The 15,714-nt window shown below is 64.5% G+C and carries 13 protein-coding genes; 5 read left to right on the forward strand and 8 right to left on the reverse strand.

Annotated elements, in window-relative coordinates; genetic code table 11:
• From AB1N67_RS11530 to AB1N67_RS11540, 3 genes are all read right to left on the reverse strand, one after another.
• On the reverse strand, positions 1-2,127 hold the full coding sequence (locus tag AB1N67_RS11530) for a TonB-dependent siderophore receptor (RefSeq protein WP_367863826.1): 2,127 nt from the start codon (positions 2,125-2,127) through the stop codon (positions 1-3).
• Between the two features lie 148 nt (positions 2,128-2,275).
• The gene (locus AB1N67_RS11535) at positions 2,276-4,276 is read right to left on the reverse strand and encodes a U32 family peptidase (RefSeq protein ID WP_367863827.1); all 2,001 of its coding nucleotides are present in this window, start codon (positions 4,274-4,276) and stop codon (positions 2,276-2,278) included.
• 228 nt (positions 4,277-4,504) lie between these two features.
• Complete coding sequence (locus AB1N67_RS11540; RefSeq protein ID WP_182819011.1) at positions 4,505-4,885, reverse strand: RidA family protein; 381 nt, start codon at positions 4,883-4,885, stop codon at positions 4,505-4,507.
• 170 nt (positions 4,886-5,055) lie between these two features.
• On the opposite strand from AB1N67_RS11540, the gene AB1N67_RS11545 reads away from it, so the two are divergent.
• Positions 5,056-5,751, forward strand: a complete 696-nt coding sequence (locus tag AB1N67_RS11545; protein WP_232092021.1) for a tRNA (adenine(22)-N(1))-methyltransferase TrmK — start codon at positions 5,056-5,058, stop codon at positions 5,749-5,751.
• A gap of 6 nt (positions 5,752-5,757) precedes the next feature.
• Here the strand turns inward: AB1N67_RS11545 and AB1N67_RS11550 are convergent, their stop codons facing one another.
• The gene (locus tag AB1N67_RS11550) at positions 5,758-6,027 is read right to left on the reverse strand and encodes a DUF2790 domain-containing protein (RefSeq protein ID WP_043213319.1); all 270 of its coding nucleotides are present in this window, start codon (positions 6,025-6,027) and stop codon (positions 5,758-5,760) included.
• A gap of 120 nt (positions 6,028-6,147) precedes the next feature.
• Here AB1N67_RS11550 and AB1N67_RS11555 point away from each other — a divergent pair, with 120 nt between their 5' ends.
• Positions 6,148-7,077: a LysR family transcriptional regulator gene (locus tag AB1N67_RS11555; protein ID WP_043213317.1), complete on the forward strand. Its 930-nt coding sequence runs from the start codon at positions 6,148-6,150 to the stop codon at positions 7,075-7,077.
• Between the two features lie 122 nt (positions 7,078-7,199).
• Here AB1N67_RS11555 and AB1N67_RS11560 read toward each other — a convergent pair whose 3' ends face one another.
• Both AB1N67_RS11560 and AB1N67_RS11565 read right to left on the reverse strand, forming a co-directional pair.
• Positions 7,200-7,520, reverse strand: a complete 321-nt coding sequence (locus AB1N67_RS11560; protein WP_367863828.1) for a hypothetical protein — start codon at positions 7,518-7,520, stop codon at positions 7,200-7,202.
• Between the two features lie 145 nt (positions 7,521-7,665).
• Complete coding sequence (locus AB1N67_RS11565) at positions 7,666-8,970, reverse strand: MFS transporter (protein WP_043210748.1); 1,305 nt, start codon at positions 8,968-8,970, stop codon at positions 7,666-7,668.
• 274 nt (positions 8,971-9,244) lie between these two features.
• Here AB1N67_RS11565 and AB1N67_RS11570 point away from each other — a divergent pair, with 274 nt between their 5' ends.
• The 3 genes from AB1N67_RS11570 to AB1N67_RS11580 all read left to right on the forward strand — a co-directional run bounded on the left by AB1N67_RS11570 (position 9,245) and on the right by AB1N67_RS11580 (position 12,847).
• Positions 9,245-10,120 (forward strand): AEC family transporter, encoded by an 876-nt coding sequence (locus AB1N67_RS11570; protein WP_070573796.1) that lies wholly within the window; start codon positions 9,245-9,247, stop codon positions 10,118-10,120.
• A 141-nt stretch (positions 10,121-10,261) separates the two neighbouring features.
• On the forward strand, positions 10,262-11,080 hold the full coding sequence (gene ppk2 / locus AB1N67_RS11575) for a polyphosphate kinase 2 (RefSeq protein WP_070573793.1): 819 nt from the start codon (positions 10,262-10,264) through the stop codon (positions 11,078-11,080).
• 12 nt (positions 11,081-11,092) lie between these two features.
• Positions 11,093-12,847 (forward strand): SulP family inorganic anion transporter, encoded by a 1,755-nt coding sequence (locus tag AB1N67_RS11580; RefSeq protein ID WP_102081693.1) that lies wholly within the window; start codon positions 11,093-11,095, stop codon positions 12,845-12,847.
• A gap of 9 nt (positions 12,848-12,856) precedes the next feature.
• Here AB1N67_RS11580 and AB1N67_RS11585 read toward each other — a convergent pair whose 3' ends face one another.
• Both AB1N67_RS11585 and AB1N67_RS11590 read right to left on the reverse strand, forming a co-directional pair.
• Positions 12,857-13,984 carry an HlyD family secretion protein gene (locus tag AB1N67_RS11585; protein WP_367863829.1) on the reverse strand — a complete coding sequence of 376 codons (1,128 nt, stop codon included), beginning with the start codon at positions 13,982-13,984 and terminating at the stop codon, positions 12,857-12,859.
• Positions 13,984-15,630 (reverse strand): MFS transporter, encoded by a 1,647-nt coding sequence (locus AB1N67_RS11590; RefSeq protein WP_070573788.1) that lies wholly within the window; start codon positions 15,628-15,630, stop codon positions 13,984-13,986. The genes AB1N67_RS11585 and AB1N67_RS11590 overlap by 1 nt, the downstream gene beginning before the upstream one ends.
• Positions 15,631-15,714 lie beyond the last annotated feature (84 nt).

Below are 15,714 nucleotides of genomic sequence, written 5' to 3' on the forward strand. Positions count from 1 at the left end.
TCAGAAGGTGTAGCTTACGCCGGCCTGCACGGTACGTGGCGCACCGGGGTAGACGTAGTTGTTGAAGGCGCCTTCGTCGTATTCCTTGTTGAACAGGTTCTTCAGGTCCAAGTTCAGTCGTACGTGCTCGTTGACCTGATAGAAGCTCAGCAGGTCGACCACGGTGTACTGCTCCATGGTGTAGGTCTGCGGCGCGGTCTGGCCGGCGCGGTCGTCCACGTACTTCACGCCCATGCCCAGGCCCAGCCCTTTGAGGCCACCGTCCTGGAACTCATAGGTGTTGAGCAGGCTGAAGCTGTTGCGCGGAATGTTGGCCAGGCGGGTGCCGGTCGGCAGGCTGGTGTCCTTGGTCACTTCGGCATCGACGTAGGCATAGCCACCGATCATCCGCCACTCGGGGGTGAGATTGCCGGCCACGGTGATGTCCAGGCCGCGGCTGCGTACTTTGCCGGCGGCCACCTTGTAGGTGCCGGTGGGGTCCAGCGGGTCGTTGGCCAGGACGTTTTCCTTGACGATGTGGTAGATCGCCGCATCGACGCTCAACTGGCGATCCAACGCCTCCCACTTCACACCCACCTCGTACGATTTGCCTTTTTCCGGGTCGAAGCCCTGGCCTTGCCGGCTGGCACCGCTATTGGGCTTGAACGAGCGGGCGGTGTTGGCGTAGACGGCGAGCGTGTCGGTCAGGTCGTACATCAGACCCAGACGAGGGGTGACGGCGTTATCGGCGGCGGTCCAGTCAGCAGCGCCCGGCAGGTAGTTGTCGTACTGGTGTTCGAATCGCTCGAAACGCACGCCCGCCAGGGCCTTGAGGCGGTCGGTGAGGGCCACCTGGTCCTGGATGAACGCTGCCCAGGTCTTGAGGTTTTCCTTGTCGTCGGTAGTGGTGCGGGTGAGGGCAGGGCGTGGCTGGCCCAAGACTGGATCGAACAGGTCGATCGGGTAGGCCGTGCTGCCTTTGGCCGAGCGCCGGATGATAGATTGGTAGTCGTAGTCTTCGTATTCGATGCCGGTCAGCAAGGTATGGGCGTAACCTGCGGTTTCAAAGTGCCCGGTCAGGTTGAGCTGGTAGTCCCGATCGGTCCATTGCAGTTTCCGATAGCTGAAATTGCGCCCGAGGGTACGGCCATCGGCTTGCAGTTCATTGGCTTCCACCGCATTGCCCTTGAGCGTGCCGTCGAGCCACTGCATGCCACCGCCCAGGGTCCAGTCCTCGTTGAGCTGATGCTCGAAGCGCAGCTGGGCCATGTTGTTGTCGTTGTGCAGCAGGTTGTCGGAGCCTTTTTCCCAGACGTTGGTATCGCACGAAGCTCGGTCGCGCTGATTGGCAAAGCGTGTCAGCCCGCGGTCCAGAGGGTGGTTGTTGCGCATGAAATCGCCTTCGAAGACGATGCGCGTGGTGTCGTTGACCTGCCAGCTGAGCACGGGTGCGACGTCGTAGCGCTCGGTCTGCACGTCGTCGCGGAAGGTCTCGCCGCCTTCGCCGAGTACGTTCAGGCGGTAGGCCAGGCGGCCTTCCTCGTCGAGCGGACCGGTGGCATCGAGGGTGGCGCGGTGCATCCCTTGGTCATCGAACTGGCTGCCCAAGGTGACTTTGGGGTCGGCCAGCGGCTGCTTGCTGACCACGTTGAACGTGCCACCGGGATCGCCACGGCCGTACAGGCTGGTCGCCGGGCCACGCAGGATCTCCAGACGCTCGACGGTGTTGGCATCCGGCGCGTTGGGGTAGCCGCGGTTGATGGGGAAACCATTGCGGTAGAACTCGCCAGTGGTAAAGCCGCGCACGGTGAAGGTGGTCAGGCCCTGGCCGCCGAAGTTGTTGGCTCGTCCCACACCACCGGCATAGTCCAGCCCATCCTGCAAGCGGGTGGCGGCGGTGTCTTGCAGCACATCGCTGGGTACCACGCTGATCGATTGAGGCGTCTCGTGCAGCGCGGTGTCCGTGCGTGTGGCACTGGCTGAGCGCGTAGCCTTGTAGCCGATCACCGGACCGTCGGCGCGCTCCAGGTCGCTGGTGGCATCGATGTTGACCGCTTGCAACTCAAGAGCAGGCGAGGCCTGCGAGTCGGCCAGGGCAACGGGAGAAATAGCGGGAATCAGGCAGAGAGAAACGAACGCACGACGCATCGACAGCACGATCCTAGGGAGGGCGGTAGCTGCGGATCTTAACTGATAGGTATTATCATTTACAGTGGTATTTGGTGTACCACAGTACCAATTTCGAAGCGTCGTGAGCGGGCAAGAAAAAGGGGGCACAGGGCCCCCGGTTTCGTCATCAGTGCGGTGCGCGCGGGATGGTCTTGAGCAGGTCTTCCGGGCTGATGTGTCCGACCACCTGGGCTACGGCGCTGCCCGGGCTTGGCAGGTCGATGATGTGGTCTTTCATCTTGCCGATCACATGCATCTCGCAGGGCTTGCAGTCGAACTTCAGGGTCAGCACTTCATCGCCATGCACCAGCTGCATCGGCGCGACCTTGGTGCGTACGCCGGTGACGCCCTTGGCCTGCTTGGGGCACAGGTTGAAGGAGAAGCGCAGGCAGTGCTTGGTGATCATCACCGGCACCTCGCCGTGCTCTTCGTGCGCCTCGAAGGCGGCATCGATCAGCTTGACCCCGTGACGATGATAGAAGTCGCGGGCCTTCTGGTTGTAGACGTTGGCCAAGAACGACAGATGCGCCTCCGGATACACCGGTGGCGGTGTGGTCTCGGCTTTGCGCCCGCCACGGGGGTGGGCCTTGACCCGCGCCTCGGTCAGCGCCTCGATGGCTTCGCGGCGCAGGGCCTTGAGCTGCGAGTTGGGGATGAAGTACGCCTGCGGGGCGTCCAGCTCGATGGCATGGGCGTAGTACTGGGTGGTGCCCAGTTGACCGAGCAAATCATGCAATTGGTCCAAGGCCTGCTGGGGCTTGTTGGCTTCGCCGAACGGGCCGTCCAGGGCGACCTGCACGCTGACGCCTTCTTCGCTGGTGGCGGTCAGCGCCAGGCGCTGTTCGCGCAGCACGGCGTGCCACTCGACGCCCACGCGACGTTCGGCGGAGGTGCGTTGCAGCGCCTGTTGCCAGTTGTGGTCCAGGTTGCGCGAGAGCGGATGGTTCGGGCGCAGCTTGTGCAGGCCTTCGGGCATTTCGTTGGGCTCGACGCGGTAGCGATAGCGCTTCTGGCCGTCCTCTTCGAATTCACCTTTGGGTTCTGCGATGTTGGCACGAAAGCCCACCACCTCACGCTTGACCAGCACGTTGAGGCCGTCGCCGTTGGTCAGCGGCACCTCGGCGACCACGTATAGGTCGCGCTTGCCGACTTTTTCCACCACGCCCACCGGCAAGCCGGTGAAGGTGGGCGAGTCGAAGGCGCCAATGTCGATCTTGCGGTCGGTTACGAAGTAATCGGTGCTGCCGCGGTGGAAGGTTTTGTCCGGATCCGGCACGAAGAAATGCTCGGTGCGACCGCTGGAGGCGCGGGCCAGGTCCGGGCGGTCCTCGAGGATGGCGTCGAGTTCCTTGCGATAGTGGGCGGTGATGTTCTTCACATAGCCCATGTCCTTGTAGCGGCCTTCGATCTTGAACGAACGCACGCCGGCATCGACCAAGTCGCGCAGGTTAGCGGTCTGGTTGTTGTCCTTCATCGATAGCAGGTGCTTCTCGAACGCTACCACGCGGCCCTGGTCATCCTTGAGGGTGTAGGGCAGGCGGCAAGCCTGGGAGCAGTCGCCACGGTTGGCGCTGCGCCCGGTCTGGGCGTGGGAGATGTTGCACTGGCCGGAGAAGGCCACGCACAGGGCGCCATGGATGAAGAACTCGATGGCCGCGTCGGTTTCGCTGGCGATGGCGCGGATCTGCTGCAGGTTCAGCTCGCGTGCCAAGACCAGTTGGGAGAAGCCGGCCTGGTCGAGGAACTTGGCCCGCTCGAGGGTGCGGATGTCGGTCTGGGTGCTGGCGTGCAGCTCGATCGGTGGGATGTCCAGCTCCATCACCCCCAAATCCTGGACGATCAGCGCATCGACGCCTGCATCGTACAGCTGGTGGATCAGCTGGCGGGCAGGTTCGAGCTCGTTGTCATGCAGGATGGTGTTGATGGTGGTGAAGACGCGCGCGTGGTAGCGGTGGGCGAACTCCACCAGCTCGGCGATATCGCTGACTTCGTTGCACGCGTTGTGGCGGGCGCCAAAGCTCGGGCCGCCGATATAGATGGCGTCAGCGCCGTGCAGGATCGCTTCGCGGGCGATGGCCACGTCACGGGCGGGGCTGAGCAGTTCCAGGTGATTCTTTGGGAGGGACATGTCGTTAGGGTCGGGCTGTCACGTTCAAGGCGCGCATTGTACCGGTGAAATGGCCCGGGGGCATCCATCGGCTGTCCGATGGCGTGCCCCGTGTGGTGGGGCGCTGGGCAATCCGCGGGTGCGTCGGTGGTTTCGCGACCGCATTCGCGGGTAAACCCGCTCCCACAGGGCCTGGCGCGACCCGTGTGGGAGGCAGGGCTTTAATGACGCCCAGCTTTGAGGACCGGCTCAGGCCTTGGCTGCCATTGCCGTGACTTCCACCCGCATCCCCTCGACCGCCAGGGCCGCCACGCCAACCGCCGCGCGCACAGGCCAAGGCTTGGCGAAGAAACGCTGGTACACCTCGTTGAACGCCGGGCGATCGGCCATGTCGGTCAGGTAGATGGTCAGGTGCAGTACGCGGTCCATGGAGCTGCCGGCGCGCTCCAGGGCGTCCTTGAGCGCTCGGAGTGTGCATTCGCTCTGCTCGACGATGCCGCCAAGCTCCAGGCTGCCGTCGGCGCGGGTCGGGATCTGGGTGGTGACCAGCAGGCCGCGAAAATCCGCGACGTCGGAGGAAATGGACTCCGGGTCCGGGTCCGGGATGAAGGTGATGTCTGCGTTTGCCATGAGGGTATTTGCCTTGCAACGGAAGGAAACCAGCAAGCCTACGCGAGCGGCCCAGGCGGGTCGAGCGGTGGCTCTGGTCGGCGGTATTTGAAATGCCAGGCATTGCTCGTCAGAATCGCGCCCCGTACCGGCCACTGGCGCCGGTCGATTGATGCGAAAAGGGGCAAGGGTTGAACGAACAGACATTGTCGATGCGCCTGGAGCGCGTGGCCGCCCATGTGCCGGCTGGGGCACGCCTGGCCGATATCGGCTCAGACCACGGCTACTTGCCGGTGGCGCTGATGCTGCGTGGCCGTATCGAAGCCGCCGTGGCCGGCGAGGCGGCGATGACGCCGTTTCGCTCGGCCCAGCGCAAGGTGCGCAAGAACGGCCTGGAGCAGGCGATCACCGTGCGCCTGGCCGACGGTCTGGAAGCCATCGAGCCACAGGATCGCATCGACGCCATCAGCCTGTGTGGCATGGGCGGGGAGAAGATCCGCGAGATCCTCGAGCGGGGCAAGCATCGCCTGAGCGGCAAGGAGCGGTTGATCCTGCAGCCGAACGTGCGTGAAGGCACCCTGCGCGAGTGGTTGATGGAAAACGACTACCGTATCGTTTGCGAGGAGTTGCTTGAGGAAAACGAGTTCACCTACGAGATCATCGTGGCCGAACCGTGTCAGGCGGTAGCGTACTCCCCAGAGGAGTTGTATTTCGGGCCGTTGTTGATGCAGGAGCGCAGCCCTGCGTTTCTGGCCAAATGGGGCCTGAACCTGCAACGCAAGCAACGGGTCATGGCCCACTTCGCCCGTGCCCGGCAGGCGGTGCCGACACAAAAGGCCCAGGAAGTGGCTCGACAGGTGCGCTGGATCGAGCAGTTGCTGGCGTAATTCCCGTTACAGCTGCGAACAGTTGCCCATTTCCCGGTAGTCGACCTTGTGGGTCTGGCCCTGGTGATCGATGTAGACCATATGGGCGGTGCCCACCGCGCAATCGGCCGCATTGCTCGCCGGGGTGATGGAAATCACCTTGGCCACATCCAAGGGCATCCCGTATTCATAGGTCTCGCTGGTGGCCGCTACGGGCTGGCTGTTGGCAGGATCGGCGACGGCACCGAACGAAGCCAGAGCGGCGAACAAGGTGAAGAAGGCGATCGAAGGTTTCATGGCGATGTTCTCGTTTGGCGTTGACTCATGATGTGTTTCTTGGGTATCGCCAATAAAGACTCTGATCCGTGATAGATTCCTGCCTCGAATGCACGAATAGGTCACAGGGAAAGACACATCATGGACATGCTGCACGCCATGCGAACCTTCGCCCGGGTTGTGGAATGCGGCAGTTTCGCCGCCGCCGCCAACGCCCTGGACATTTCTGCCGCACAGGTGTCGAGGATCGTCGCGGAACTGGAAAACCAGCTGCAGACCCGCCTGCTGCACCGCACCACCCGGCGTCTGCGCATGAGCGAGGCGGGCGAGCGGTTCCTCGAGCGCTCGCGGCAGATCATGCTGCTGACCGAAGAAGCCATGGACGAGGCACGCGGAGCCCACCTCACCCCCCGTGGTCGATTGCGCCTGCATTGCACTCATGGTCTGGGGCTGTTGATGATGCCGCTGGTGGCCCGCTACAACGCCACCTGCCCGGAAGTGGTCATGGAACTCACGTTGTCCCAGCGCAACCCGGACCCGCTGGCGGACGGCCAGGACGTGGTGATCGCCATCGGCCAGGGCCTGCCGGACTCGCAACTGATCGCCATCCCCCTGGGCAGCATCCACAGCATTCTCTGCGCTTCGCCCGATTACCTGGCACGTCATGGCGTGCCTCAGCGCCCGGAAGACCTGCACCAACATGTGTGCTTGCGCACAGTGGACCCATTGTTCGAGGAGGACTGGTCGTTCGAAGGGGCAGACCCTTGCGTGATCGTGCCCCAGGACACCTTCCTGACCAATGTGGCAGACGCCATGCTCAAGGCGACGGAGCTTGGCATGGGCATCGGCCTGTTGCCGTATTACTCAGCTACCCAGGCCATCGAGCAAGGCCGCCTGTGCCGATTGCTCGCGCCCCATCGGCTGCGTCAGCGGGAGATCTATGCGATCTACCCGTCGCGGCATTACCTGGACGCCAAGGTCCGCACCTGGCTGGATTTTCTCAAGGAGCAGTTGCCGGTGTTGTTCCAGGCCCATGAACAGGTGGTGGACGACCCGCGCTACTGGCGGTGACCCTTGCGGAGCGGCCCTGAGGTGGCCTCTTGGCGGTTGAACCCCCCACACGATCCAGGTCAGCACCTCCTGCCATCCTCGGGTTTGGCCCCGCATCTATTCCAGGCCAATCCAACGTCTGCTCAGCGGCTGTCCTGATCCTCGGCGGCACCGCCCGAGGCGCCTGCACCGGTGCCGGTGGCCTCGCCGGTGTTATTGGAGCCTCCGGTAGTGCCGTCGGGCACGTCAGAGCTGGAGTTGGTATCGGTGCTGTCGTTATCGCGGGTGCTATCAGGGTCGTTGACGCTGTTGCCTTGGCTCCCGATGGTGCCTTGGGAATGCTCACCGGAGGAGTGGTCGGCCTTGGGGTGGGTGTCGGTGCCGTTCATATCGGTGGCGGCCAGGCTGGCAGTGGTGGTCAGGCCCAGGCACAGGGCGAGGAACAGGGGCTGGAAACGAACCATGGCGAATCTCCTGTCGGGATGATTGTCCTGCGTTCGGCCATGGGAGACGGGGCAGGGTGCCCTTCAGGCGACGGATGGTAAGGGGAGAAGGGATAAGTGGGAGCGTCGGCCTGACACTCCCACAGGGCCTTGCCCGGTCAGCCCATCAGGAGGAGGGTTCTGTGCGCGACGAAGGGGTCTCCCCGTTCGCTGTCTCGCCCATCGGCGGATGCTCCTGGGCCGCATGCATCAGCTCCTCGGTCACCCGCAGCTCGGCGCCGGTGGGCGAAAAGGTGGCCGTCGGCGCGAAGGGCGCGGGATGTTCCGGGGCCGGGCGCTTGCCGCGGCGCCACAGGAAGAAACCCACCATCGCCAGGTTGATCACCGCAAAGGCCCAGAACAGCCCCGTCTCGCCGTAGACGTTCATCACCGGAGAGATCGCCAGCGGGGCCATCGACGAGCCCAGCGAGTTGATCAGCAGCAGGCCTTGGATCATGGGCACCAGCGCATCGGCCGGGGCACGGTCGGCCGCGCTGCTGACCGCCACCGGGTACAAGGCGAATACGCCGCCGCCGAGCAAGAACAGCATCGCTGGCAACCACTGCGACTCAGCCGGCAGCAGAACGATCACCACCGACAGCACGGTGCACATCGCCGCCAGGGCGACCAGCACGCTTTGCCGGTCCTTGCGGTCCGACCAACGCCCAACAGGATATTGCAGCAACATGGCGCCGAGGATCACCCAGGCCATCATGTTGCCCACCTCGCCTACGTCCAGGCCGATGCGTTGCAGGTACAGCGGCAGCAGGGCGTAGATCCCGGCGATGGCCACGCCCGAGCCAAAGCAGCCGACCAAGCCGGTCGGGGCGATGCCCAGGAGCTGGCGCGGTTTGAGCGGTTCGACCTGATCGAGCAGTGGCGAGACCCGCGGCAGAATCACGATCGGCAGCACCGACAGGGTGGCGAGCATGCCGGCGACCATGAACGGTGCGGTCTCGCCCCAGCCGGTGACTTCGCCCAGCGTCGCCTGGGCCAGGACCCCGGCGCCGTAGAAGGCGATCATGTACAGCGCCAGCAGACGGCCACGTATCTTTGGATCGCCGGCCAGCAACAGCCAGCTCTCGATGACCAGGAACACACCGACCGCAGCCCAGCCGTTGATCAGGCGCAAAGCGAACCACCAGGTGGTGTCGTAGAAAAGGCCCTGCAGCAGGATGGTCGCGGCGATCAGCGAGGCGAAGCTGGTGTAGGCACGGATATGACCAATGCGCAGGATCAACCGGTCGTTGAAGATCGCCCCGAGTGTCAGGCCGATGAAGTAGGCCGACGAGACGATGCCGATCATGGTGGCCGATTCGCCGGCCGAGCCCAGGCGCAACGTGGTGAGGGAGGACAGGAAGCCGTTGCCCAGGGCAATGATGAACAGCCCGAGCAGGGGTGCCAGCGCCATGGCCAGCAAACGCGGAGACATAGTTACCTCTAGTTGGAAAACGCCGAAAGTGTGCCTTTTCGGTGGGCGCAAGGGCTGCGCGGGTATGCCTGGCTGTCGGTGCGAGCGAGGTGCGGCTCAACCGTCTGCAATGACGGCATGGCCGGGGGCGAAAAGGAGGCGCGATTCTAAAGCCTGGGCGGTGGCCGGGCCCTGCGACCAGAAGCCGCACCGGACCGGGTATAGGCCAACGCGTTTTCACCGTTCTGGGAGGAAAACCGCATAATGTCGCTTCGACTTCTGGGGGATCCGCTTCATGCTGGCTTCGCTGTTCGCCGTCCTGGCGCCTGTCTTCATCGTAGCCGGCATCGGCTATGGCTGGGCCCGCCGTGGTCTGGACTACCCCACCGAATTCATCGCCCGCATCGTCATGACGGTCGGCACCCCATCACTGGTGCTCTCGACCCTCAGCCGCACGCAACTGGACCCCGCAGCCTTCACCAGCATGGCCGTCGCGTGCGTGCTGTGCATGTTGGGCATGGCGCTGGCCGGGTTTCTCGTCAGCCGCGCTTCGGGCCAGCATTGGCGCGTGCTGATGCCGGCATTCATGTTCCCCAACACCGGCAACATGGGCTTGCCGATCAGCCTGTACGCCTTCGGCGAACATGGCCTGGCGCTGGCGGTGGCGTTCTTTCTGACCTTGTCGATCTTCCAGTTCACCTTAGGCATCGCCATGTCCGGGGCCAGCGCGTCGTTCAAGGCCCTGCTGCGCAACCCGATCGTGATCAGCCTGGCCGGGGCCCTGCCGATCATCTTCCTGGACCTGGAGCTGCCGCGCTGGCTGGCCAACACCGCGGACCTGCTCGGCGGCATGACCATCCCCTTGATGTTGCTCACCTTGGGCGTGTCCCTGGCCAGCATCCGCCTGCACCACGTGGGCAGTGGCCTGTTACTGGGTGGTCTGCGCATCGTGCTGGGGGCGGCAGTGGGGTGGGGCGTGGGTACTGCGCTGGGGCTGGAATCGTTGGAGCGTGCGGTGCTGGTGGTGCAGTCTTCCATGCCGGTGGCGGTGTTCAACTATCTGTTGGCGGTGCGCGCCAATCGATCACCCGAACAGGTAGCCAACCTGGTGATGTGCTCGACGGTGCTGTCTTTCGCCTGGTTGCCAGCGGTGTTGGCCTGGTGGCTATAAGCCCCGGCTGCGGCATCCTGTCCTGCCCACAGGCAAAGTGCCATGGCTCATCCATACTCCACTGACCTGCCGCACTCAAGCGCCAGGCTCAGGCGTCTCGGCGCTGCCGGGACAACCAACGGTTTGCGAGGGGAGTAGGCGATGGCCAAGGCTGTGAACAAGAAGCACAAGGACGAGCTGCCGGAGAAACTGGGACGCAAAACCTACGAACAAGAGCTCAAGCGCCTGCATGTGGAACTGGTCAAACTCCAGCAGTGGGTGGTGGCCAAAGGGCTCAAGGTGTGCGTGGTCTTCGAGGGGCGCGACGGCGCCGGCAAGGGCGGGACGATCAAGGCACTCACTGAACGGGTCAGCCCTCGCGTCTTTCGTGTGGTGGCGCTACCGGCGCCGACCGAGCGCGAGAAAACCCAGATCTATGCCCAGCGCTACCTGACCCACTTGCCGGCAGCCGGCGAGGTGGTGATCTTCGACCGCAGTTGGTACAACCGCGCCGGCGTCGAACGGGTGATGGGCTTTTGCACCGAAGAGCAGGCGCACAAGTTTCTCGCCGTGGTGCCGCTGTTCGAGCGGATGATGGTCGACTCGGGGATCATCCTGATCAAATACTGGCTGGAGGTGAGCGCCGAGGAGCAGACCCGCCGCTTGCAAGATCGCATCAACGATGGCCGCAAGCTGTGGAAGCTCTCGCCCATGGACATCAAGTCCTACACCCGATGGGACGATTACACCCGCGCCCGCGACGATATGTTCGCAGCCTCCGATTCGTCCTGGGCACCGTGGTTCATGGCGCGCTCCGAAGACAAGCGCAAGGCGCGACTGAACATCATCAGCCACTTTCTGCAGCAGATCCCTTACCAGGACCTGAGTGCCAAGCAGAAGATCGCCCTGCCCAAGCGCGGCAAGATCGGCAAGTACAAGGCGGTGCCGTACCCGTTCAAGATGGTCTCCGAGCGATACTGAGGCCAGGCGGGCATGGACACCTCGACACCACCGCCAAAGCCCTTGGCCTATGCGGCGCAGCCGGTCGACCGTGGCTTGCAGCGCTGGATACCGGGCTTGCGTGTGGTACGTCAGTACCCGATGGCATGGCTGCCCAAGGACTTGGTCGCAGGGCTGGTGCTCACCGCCATGCTGGTGCCGGTCGGCATAGCCTATGCGCAGGCGTCCGGCGTACCGGGCATCCACGGCCTGTACGCGACGATCGTGCCCTTGCTGGCCTACGCCCTGTTCGGGCCCAGCCGCATCCTGGTGCTGGGCCCAGACTCGGCGCTGGTGCCGATCATCCTGGCCGTGGTGTTGCCCTTGGCGGCGGGCGACCCGGGGCGGGCGGTCACCCTGGCAGCGGCCATGGCGCTGGTGTCGGGGCTGATCTGCATCGGCGCGGGCCTGTTGCGCCTGGGCTTCATCACCGAGCTGCTGTCCAAACCGATCCGTTATGGCTACATGAACGGCATCGCCTTGGCGGTGCTGGTCAGCCAGGCGCCCAAGTTGTTCGGCATCTCTGGGCAGAGCGCCGGGCCGCTGCGCGATAGCCTGCAATTGGTCAACGCCCTGCTGGACGGCAAGGCCAACTGGCATGCCTTCGCCCTGGGGGCGGGTACGCTGGTGATCATTCTGCTGCTCAAGCGCTGGGAGCGCTTGCCGGGCATCCTGATCGCCGTAGTGGCCGCGACTGGGATCTGCGGGCTGATGGGCCTGGAAGCCGCCCACGCGGTGAAGGTGGTCGGGTCATTACCCCAGGGCCTTCCAGGGTTCGCGTTGCCATTGATCGGTTTCAACGACCTGGCCACCGTGGCCATCGGTGGCGCGGCGGTGGCGTTGGTGTCGTTTGCCGACACCAGCGTGCTGTCGCGCACCTACGCCGCCAAGACCCGCGCCCAGGTCGACCCGAACCAGGAAATGGTCGGGCTGGGGCTGGCCAATCTGGCGTCGGGGTTCTTCCAGGGCATTCCCATCAGCAGCAGTTCGTCCCGCACGCCGGTGGCCGAGGCAGCGGGGGCGCGCAGTCAGCTGGCGGGTGTGTTCGGCGCCCTGGGCGTGGCGGCGTTGCTGTTGTTTGCGCCTGATCTGTTGCGCCACCTGCCGCAAAGCGCCCTGGCGGCGGTGGTGATCGCCGCGGCTATCGGGTTGTTCGAGTTCAAGGACCTGGCGCGGATCTACCGCATCCAGCGTTGGGAGTTCTGGCTGTCCATCACCTGCTTCGTCGGGGTGGCGGTGTTTGGTGCGGTGCCGGGCATCGGCCTTGCGGTGGTCATCGCGGTGATCGAGTTTCTCTGGGACGGCTGGCGGCCGCACTATGCGGTGCTGGGCCGGGTCGATGGCATCCGCGGCTACCACGATGTGTCCCGCTACCCCGATGCACGCCGGGTGCCGGGCCTGGTGCTGTTTCGCTGGGATGCGCCGCTGTTCTTCGCCAATGCCGAGCTGTTCCAGCGCTGCGTGCTGGAAGCTGTCGCCCGGTCGGACGGCGAGGTGCGGCGGGTGGTGGTCGCGGCGGAACCGGTGACCAGCGTGGACGTTACCTCCGCCGACATGCTCGTGGAACTTGAGCAGACCCTGCGCGAGGCCGGTGTGGAGCTGCATTTTGCCGAGGTCAAGGACCCGGTGAGGGACAAGCTGCTGCGCCTCGAGGTGCTGAGCCACATCGGCAGCGACATCTTCCAGCCCACGGTGGGCGCCGCGGTGGACACCTACTTGCAGGACCACGCTGTGGACTGGACACCTTGAGCAAGCGCATCACTGGCGGGTATCGATGCTCACCACCACTGACATCCCTGGCCGCAGCCGCTTGGCATCCGGCTGGTCGGGATCGACGGTGATGCGCACTGGAATGCGCTGGGCAATCTTCACGAAGTTGCCGGTGGCGTTGTCGGCCTGCAACAGGGCGAACTCGGAGCCTGTGGCCGGCGAGATCTGTTGCACTTGCCCCCGCAGCTCGAGGTGGTCGAGCGCATCGACGGTGAAGGTGGCCGGTTGACCGATGCGCACGTGGGCCATCTGGGTTTCCTTCATGTTGGCGATGACCCACAACGTGTCGGGCACCAGCGCCATCAACTGTGCCCCTGAGTTGACATAGGCGCCCAGGCGCGTACCGATCTGCCCCAGCTGACCGTCGCGCGGCGCGGTCACGCGGGTATTGTCCAGGTCGATGCGGGCCAGCTCGACCGAGGCCTTGGCGTTTGCCACGGCCGCTTCCAGGGCTGCGCGGTTGACGACCACGGTTTCTTTATCCTGCCGGGCGATTTCCAGTGCCGCCTTGGCCTGTTCCAGGTTGGCGACTGCGCCAGCGTGGGTGGCACGGCTCAGGTCCAGTTCCCGGCGAGACACCGAGCCATCGCTGACCAGTGCCTGGTTGCGGCGCAGGTCCGCCTGGGCCTTGTCGGCCTGGGCGGTGGCATCGAGGATGGCGGCCTTGCGCTGGATGATGGCCGCCTCTGCGCTCTTGCGCTGTTGCAGGTTGTTGGCCAGCGCCGCCTGTTGCTGTTGCAGTTGAGCGATGGCTTGAGCCAGACGCTGGGTGTAGATGCGATCATCCAGGCGCACCAGCAAATCGCCGCGTTTGACGAACTGGAAGTCGTGCACCGGCACCTCGACGATATAGCCGGGCAGTTGTGGGCCGATGATCGTCACCTGGCCACGGACCAGGGCGTTCTCGGTGCTTTCGATGGCGCTGCTGAACGGCGGCAAGCGCCAGGCATAGAGCACCAGTAGGATGCCGGCCAGCGCCACGCAGGCGAAGCTGAGTGAGGAAAGCAGGCGCACACGGCGCGTGCGGGTCTGATCGCCCGGCCCGCTGGGCGGGGCGGTGCCCTCCGGGGTTTCGGCGATGGCGGTGGTGGTCGTGGACTGGGTGGGTTGGGTCATCAGGTCGAAGCGCCACTGGAGGTGTCGGGGGAGGCAATCGGCTGCGCCGCGCGGCGCAGCCAGTAGCTGCGTATCAGAATCCAGATCATCGTCGCCACGGCAATGGCGCCGATGAGCATGAACACATCGTTGTAGGCCAGGATATTGGCCTCGCGGGTCGCCGCACTGGCCAACAGACGCGTGCCGACTTCGGTGCGCAAGGCGGGGTCGGCGATCAGACCGGCGTAACCGGCACCGCCGCCCTGGACCCTGGCATTGACCAGCGGTTCGAGCGCACTCAGGCGCTCGACCAGGTTGCTGGAGTGGAACTTCTCCCGCGCGGTCTGGAAGGTGCCGAGCAACGCTGCACCGATCAGCCCGCCGAGGTTGTTGCAGATCCCGAACATCACCGAGAAGCTCACCAGGTTGCGCGGGTTGGCCCGTACGTGACTGATGCCCAGGGCCATGGATGGGCCGAGGAAGAACGTGCTGCCGAAGGCCAGCAGGAACTGGCTCAGGTACATCTGCTCGGGCCGGGTCAGGTTGCTGGAACTCGAATCCATGAAGGCCCCGGTGGCCATCGCCGCCAGCGAGATGAACAGCGGTGTGACCAGGTGCGCTGGGTTGATGGTCAGGGCGCTGGTGGCAAGGCCCGTGGCTGCGCCCAGCAGCATGATCCAGTACAGGCTGCGCATCTGCTCGCTGCTCATGTTCAGGGCCTGCAGAAAGCCCACCGCGCCGGTGGATTGCTCGGACGTGACCATGCGGATCAGCACCACGCACAAGGCCAGTCGCACCACCGCGCCACTGCCCAGCCAGCGCGTCATCAACAACGGGTTGGTGCGGTTGTGCTCGATGGCAAGGCCCGAGCACACCAGGGCGATGGAAGACGCCAGGGCCACGCCGATCCAGGGCGCCTCAAGCCACCAGTCGATGCGCCCGAGCGAAAGCACGGCGCAGAGCAGGGCGGTGCCGCTGGCCATCAGCGAGAAGGTCAGAAAATCCAAAGGTTCGAAGGTCTTGAAGCGATCGCCCGGTGGCAATTTGAGCTGCAGCACGCAACCCAGCGCGGCCAGCGCCAGGCCGAGTTCGAACATGTAGAGGCCCCGCCACTCGGCGATTTGCAACAGGTCTTCGGAAAACACCCGGGCCAGGGGCACCGCCAGTTGCGAGGCGCCAAGGCCCAACACCATGGCCTTGAGTCGCCATTGGGCGGGGAAGGCCTGGATCATGTAGTAAAGACCCAACGAGCTCAGGGCCGCACCGACCATGCCATGGGCGGCGCGCACCGCGATGGCCGAGTTCAGGTCGTTGACGAACAAATGGGCGAAGGTGACCAGGGCGTAGAGCACCAGGAACACTTCGGTGAAGGCACGCAGGCCGAACTGCTGACGAAACTTCACCAGCAGCAGGTTCATCGAGACGTTGGTCATCACGAACGCGGCGGGCAGCCAGGCCATCTCGGCGCTGGTCGCGCCCAGGGCACCTTGTAGGAAGGACAGATTGGCCGTGACCAGGGCATTGCCCAGGCCACCGGTGATCGCCACCAAAAGACCGACCGCGCCATAGGCCAGGCGTTTGCCGGGTGCGTGCAGGGGGGTGGAGGGTGAACCTGGCAGGCTGGGCTTTTCGTGGGGGAGCCACTGGCGCGGCGTGTATTTGTCCATGAGTGATGCAGCCCTTGGTCGCTTGGAAAAACTCTACGCGACTCGCGGTGGGAATGAAAATACCGGTGCCACGCCTGCGATGGG

The sequence above is a fragment of the Pseudomonas guariconensis genome, from assembly GCF_040822035.1.
GTDB lineage: Bacteria > Pseudomonadota > Gammaproteobacteria > Pseudomonadales > Pseudomonadaceae > Aquipseudomonas > Aquipseudomonas guariconensis.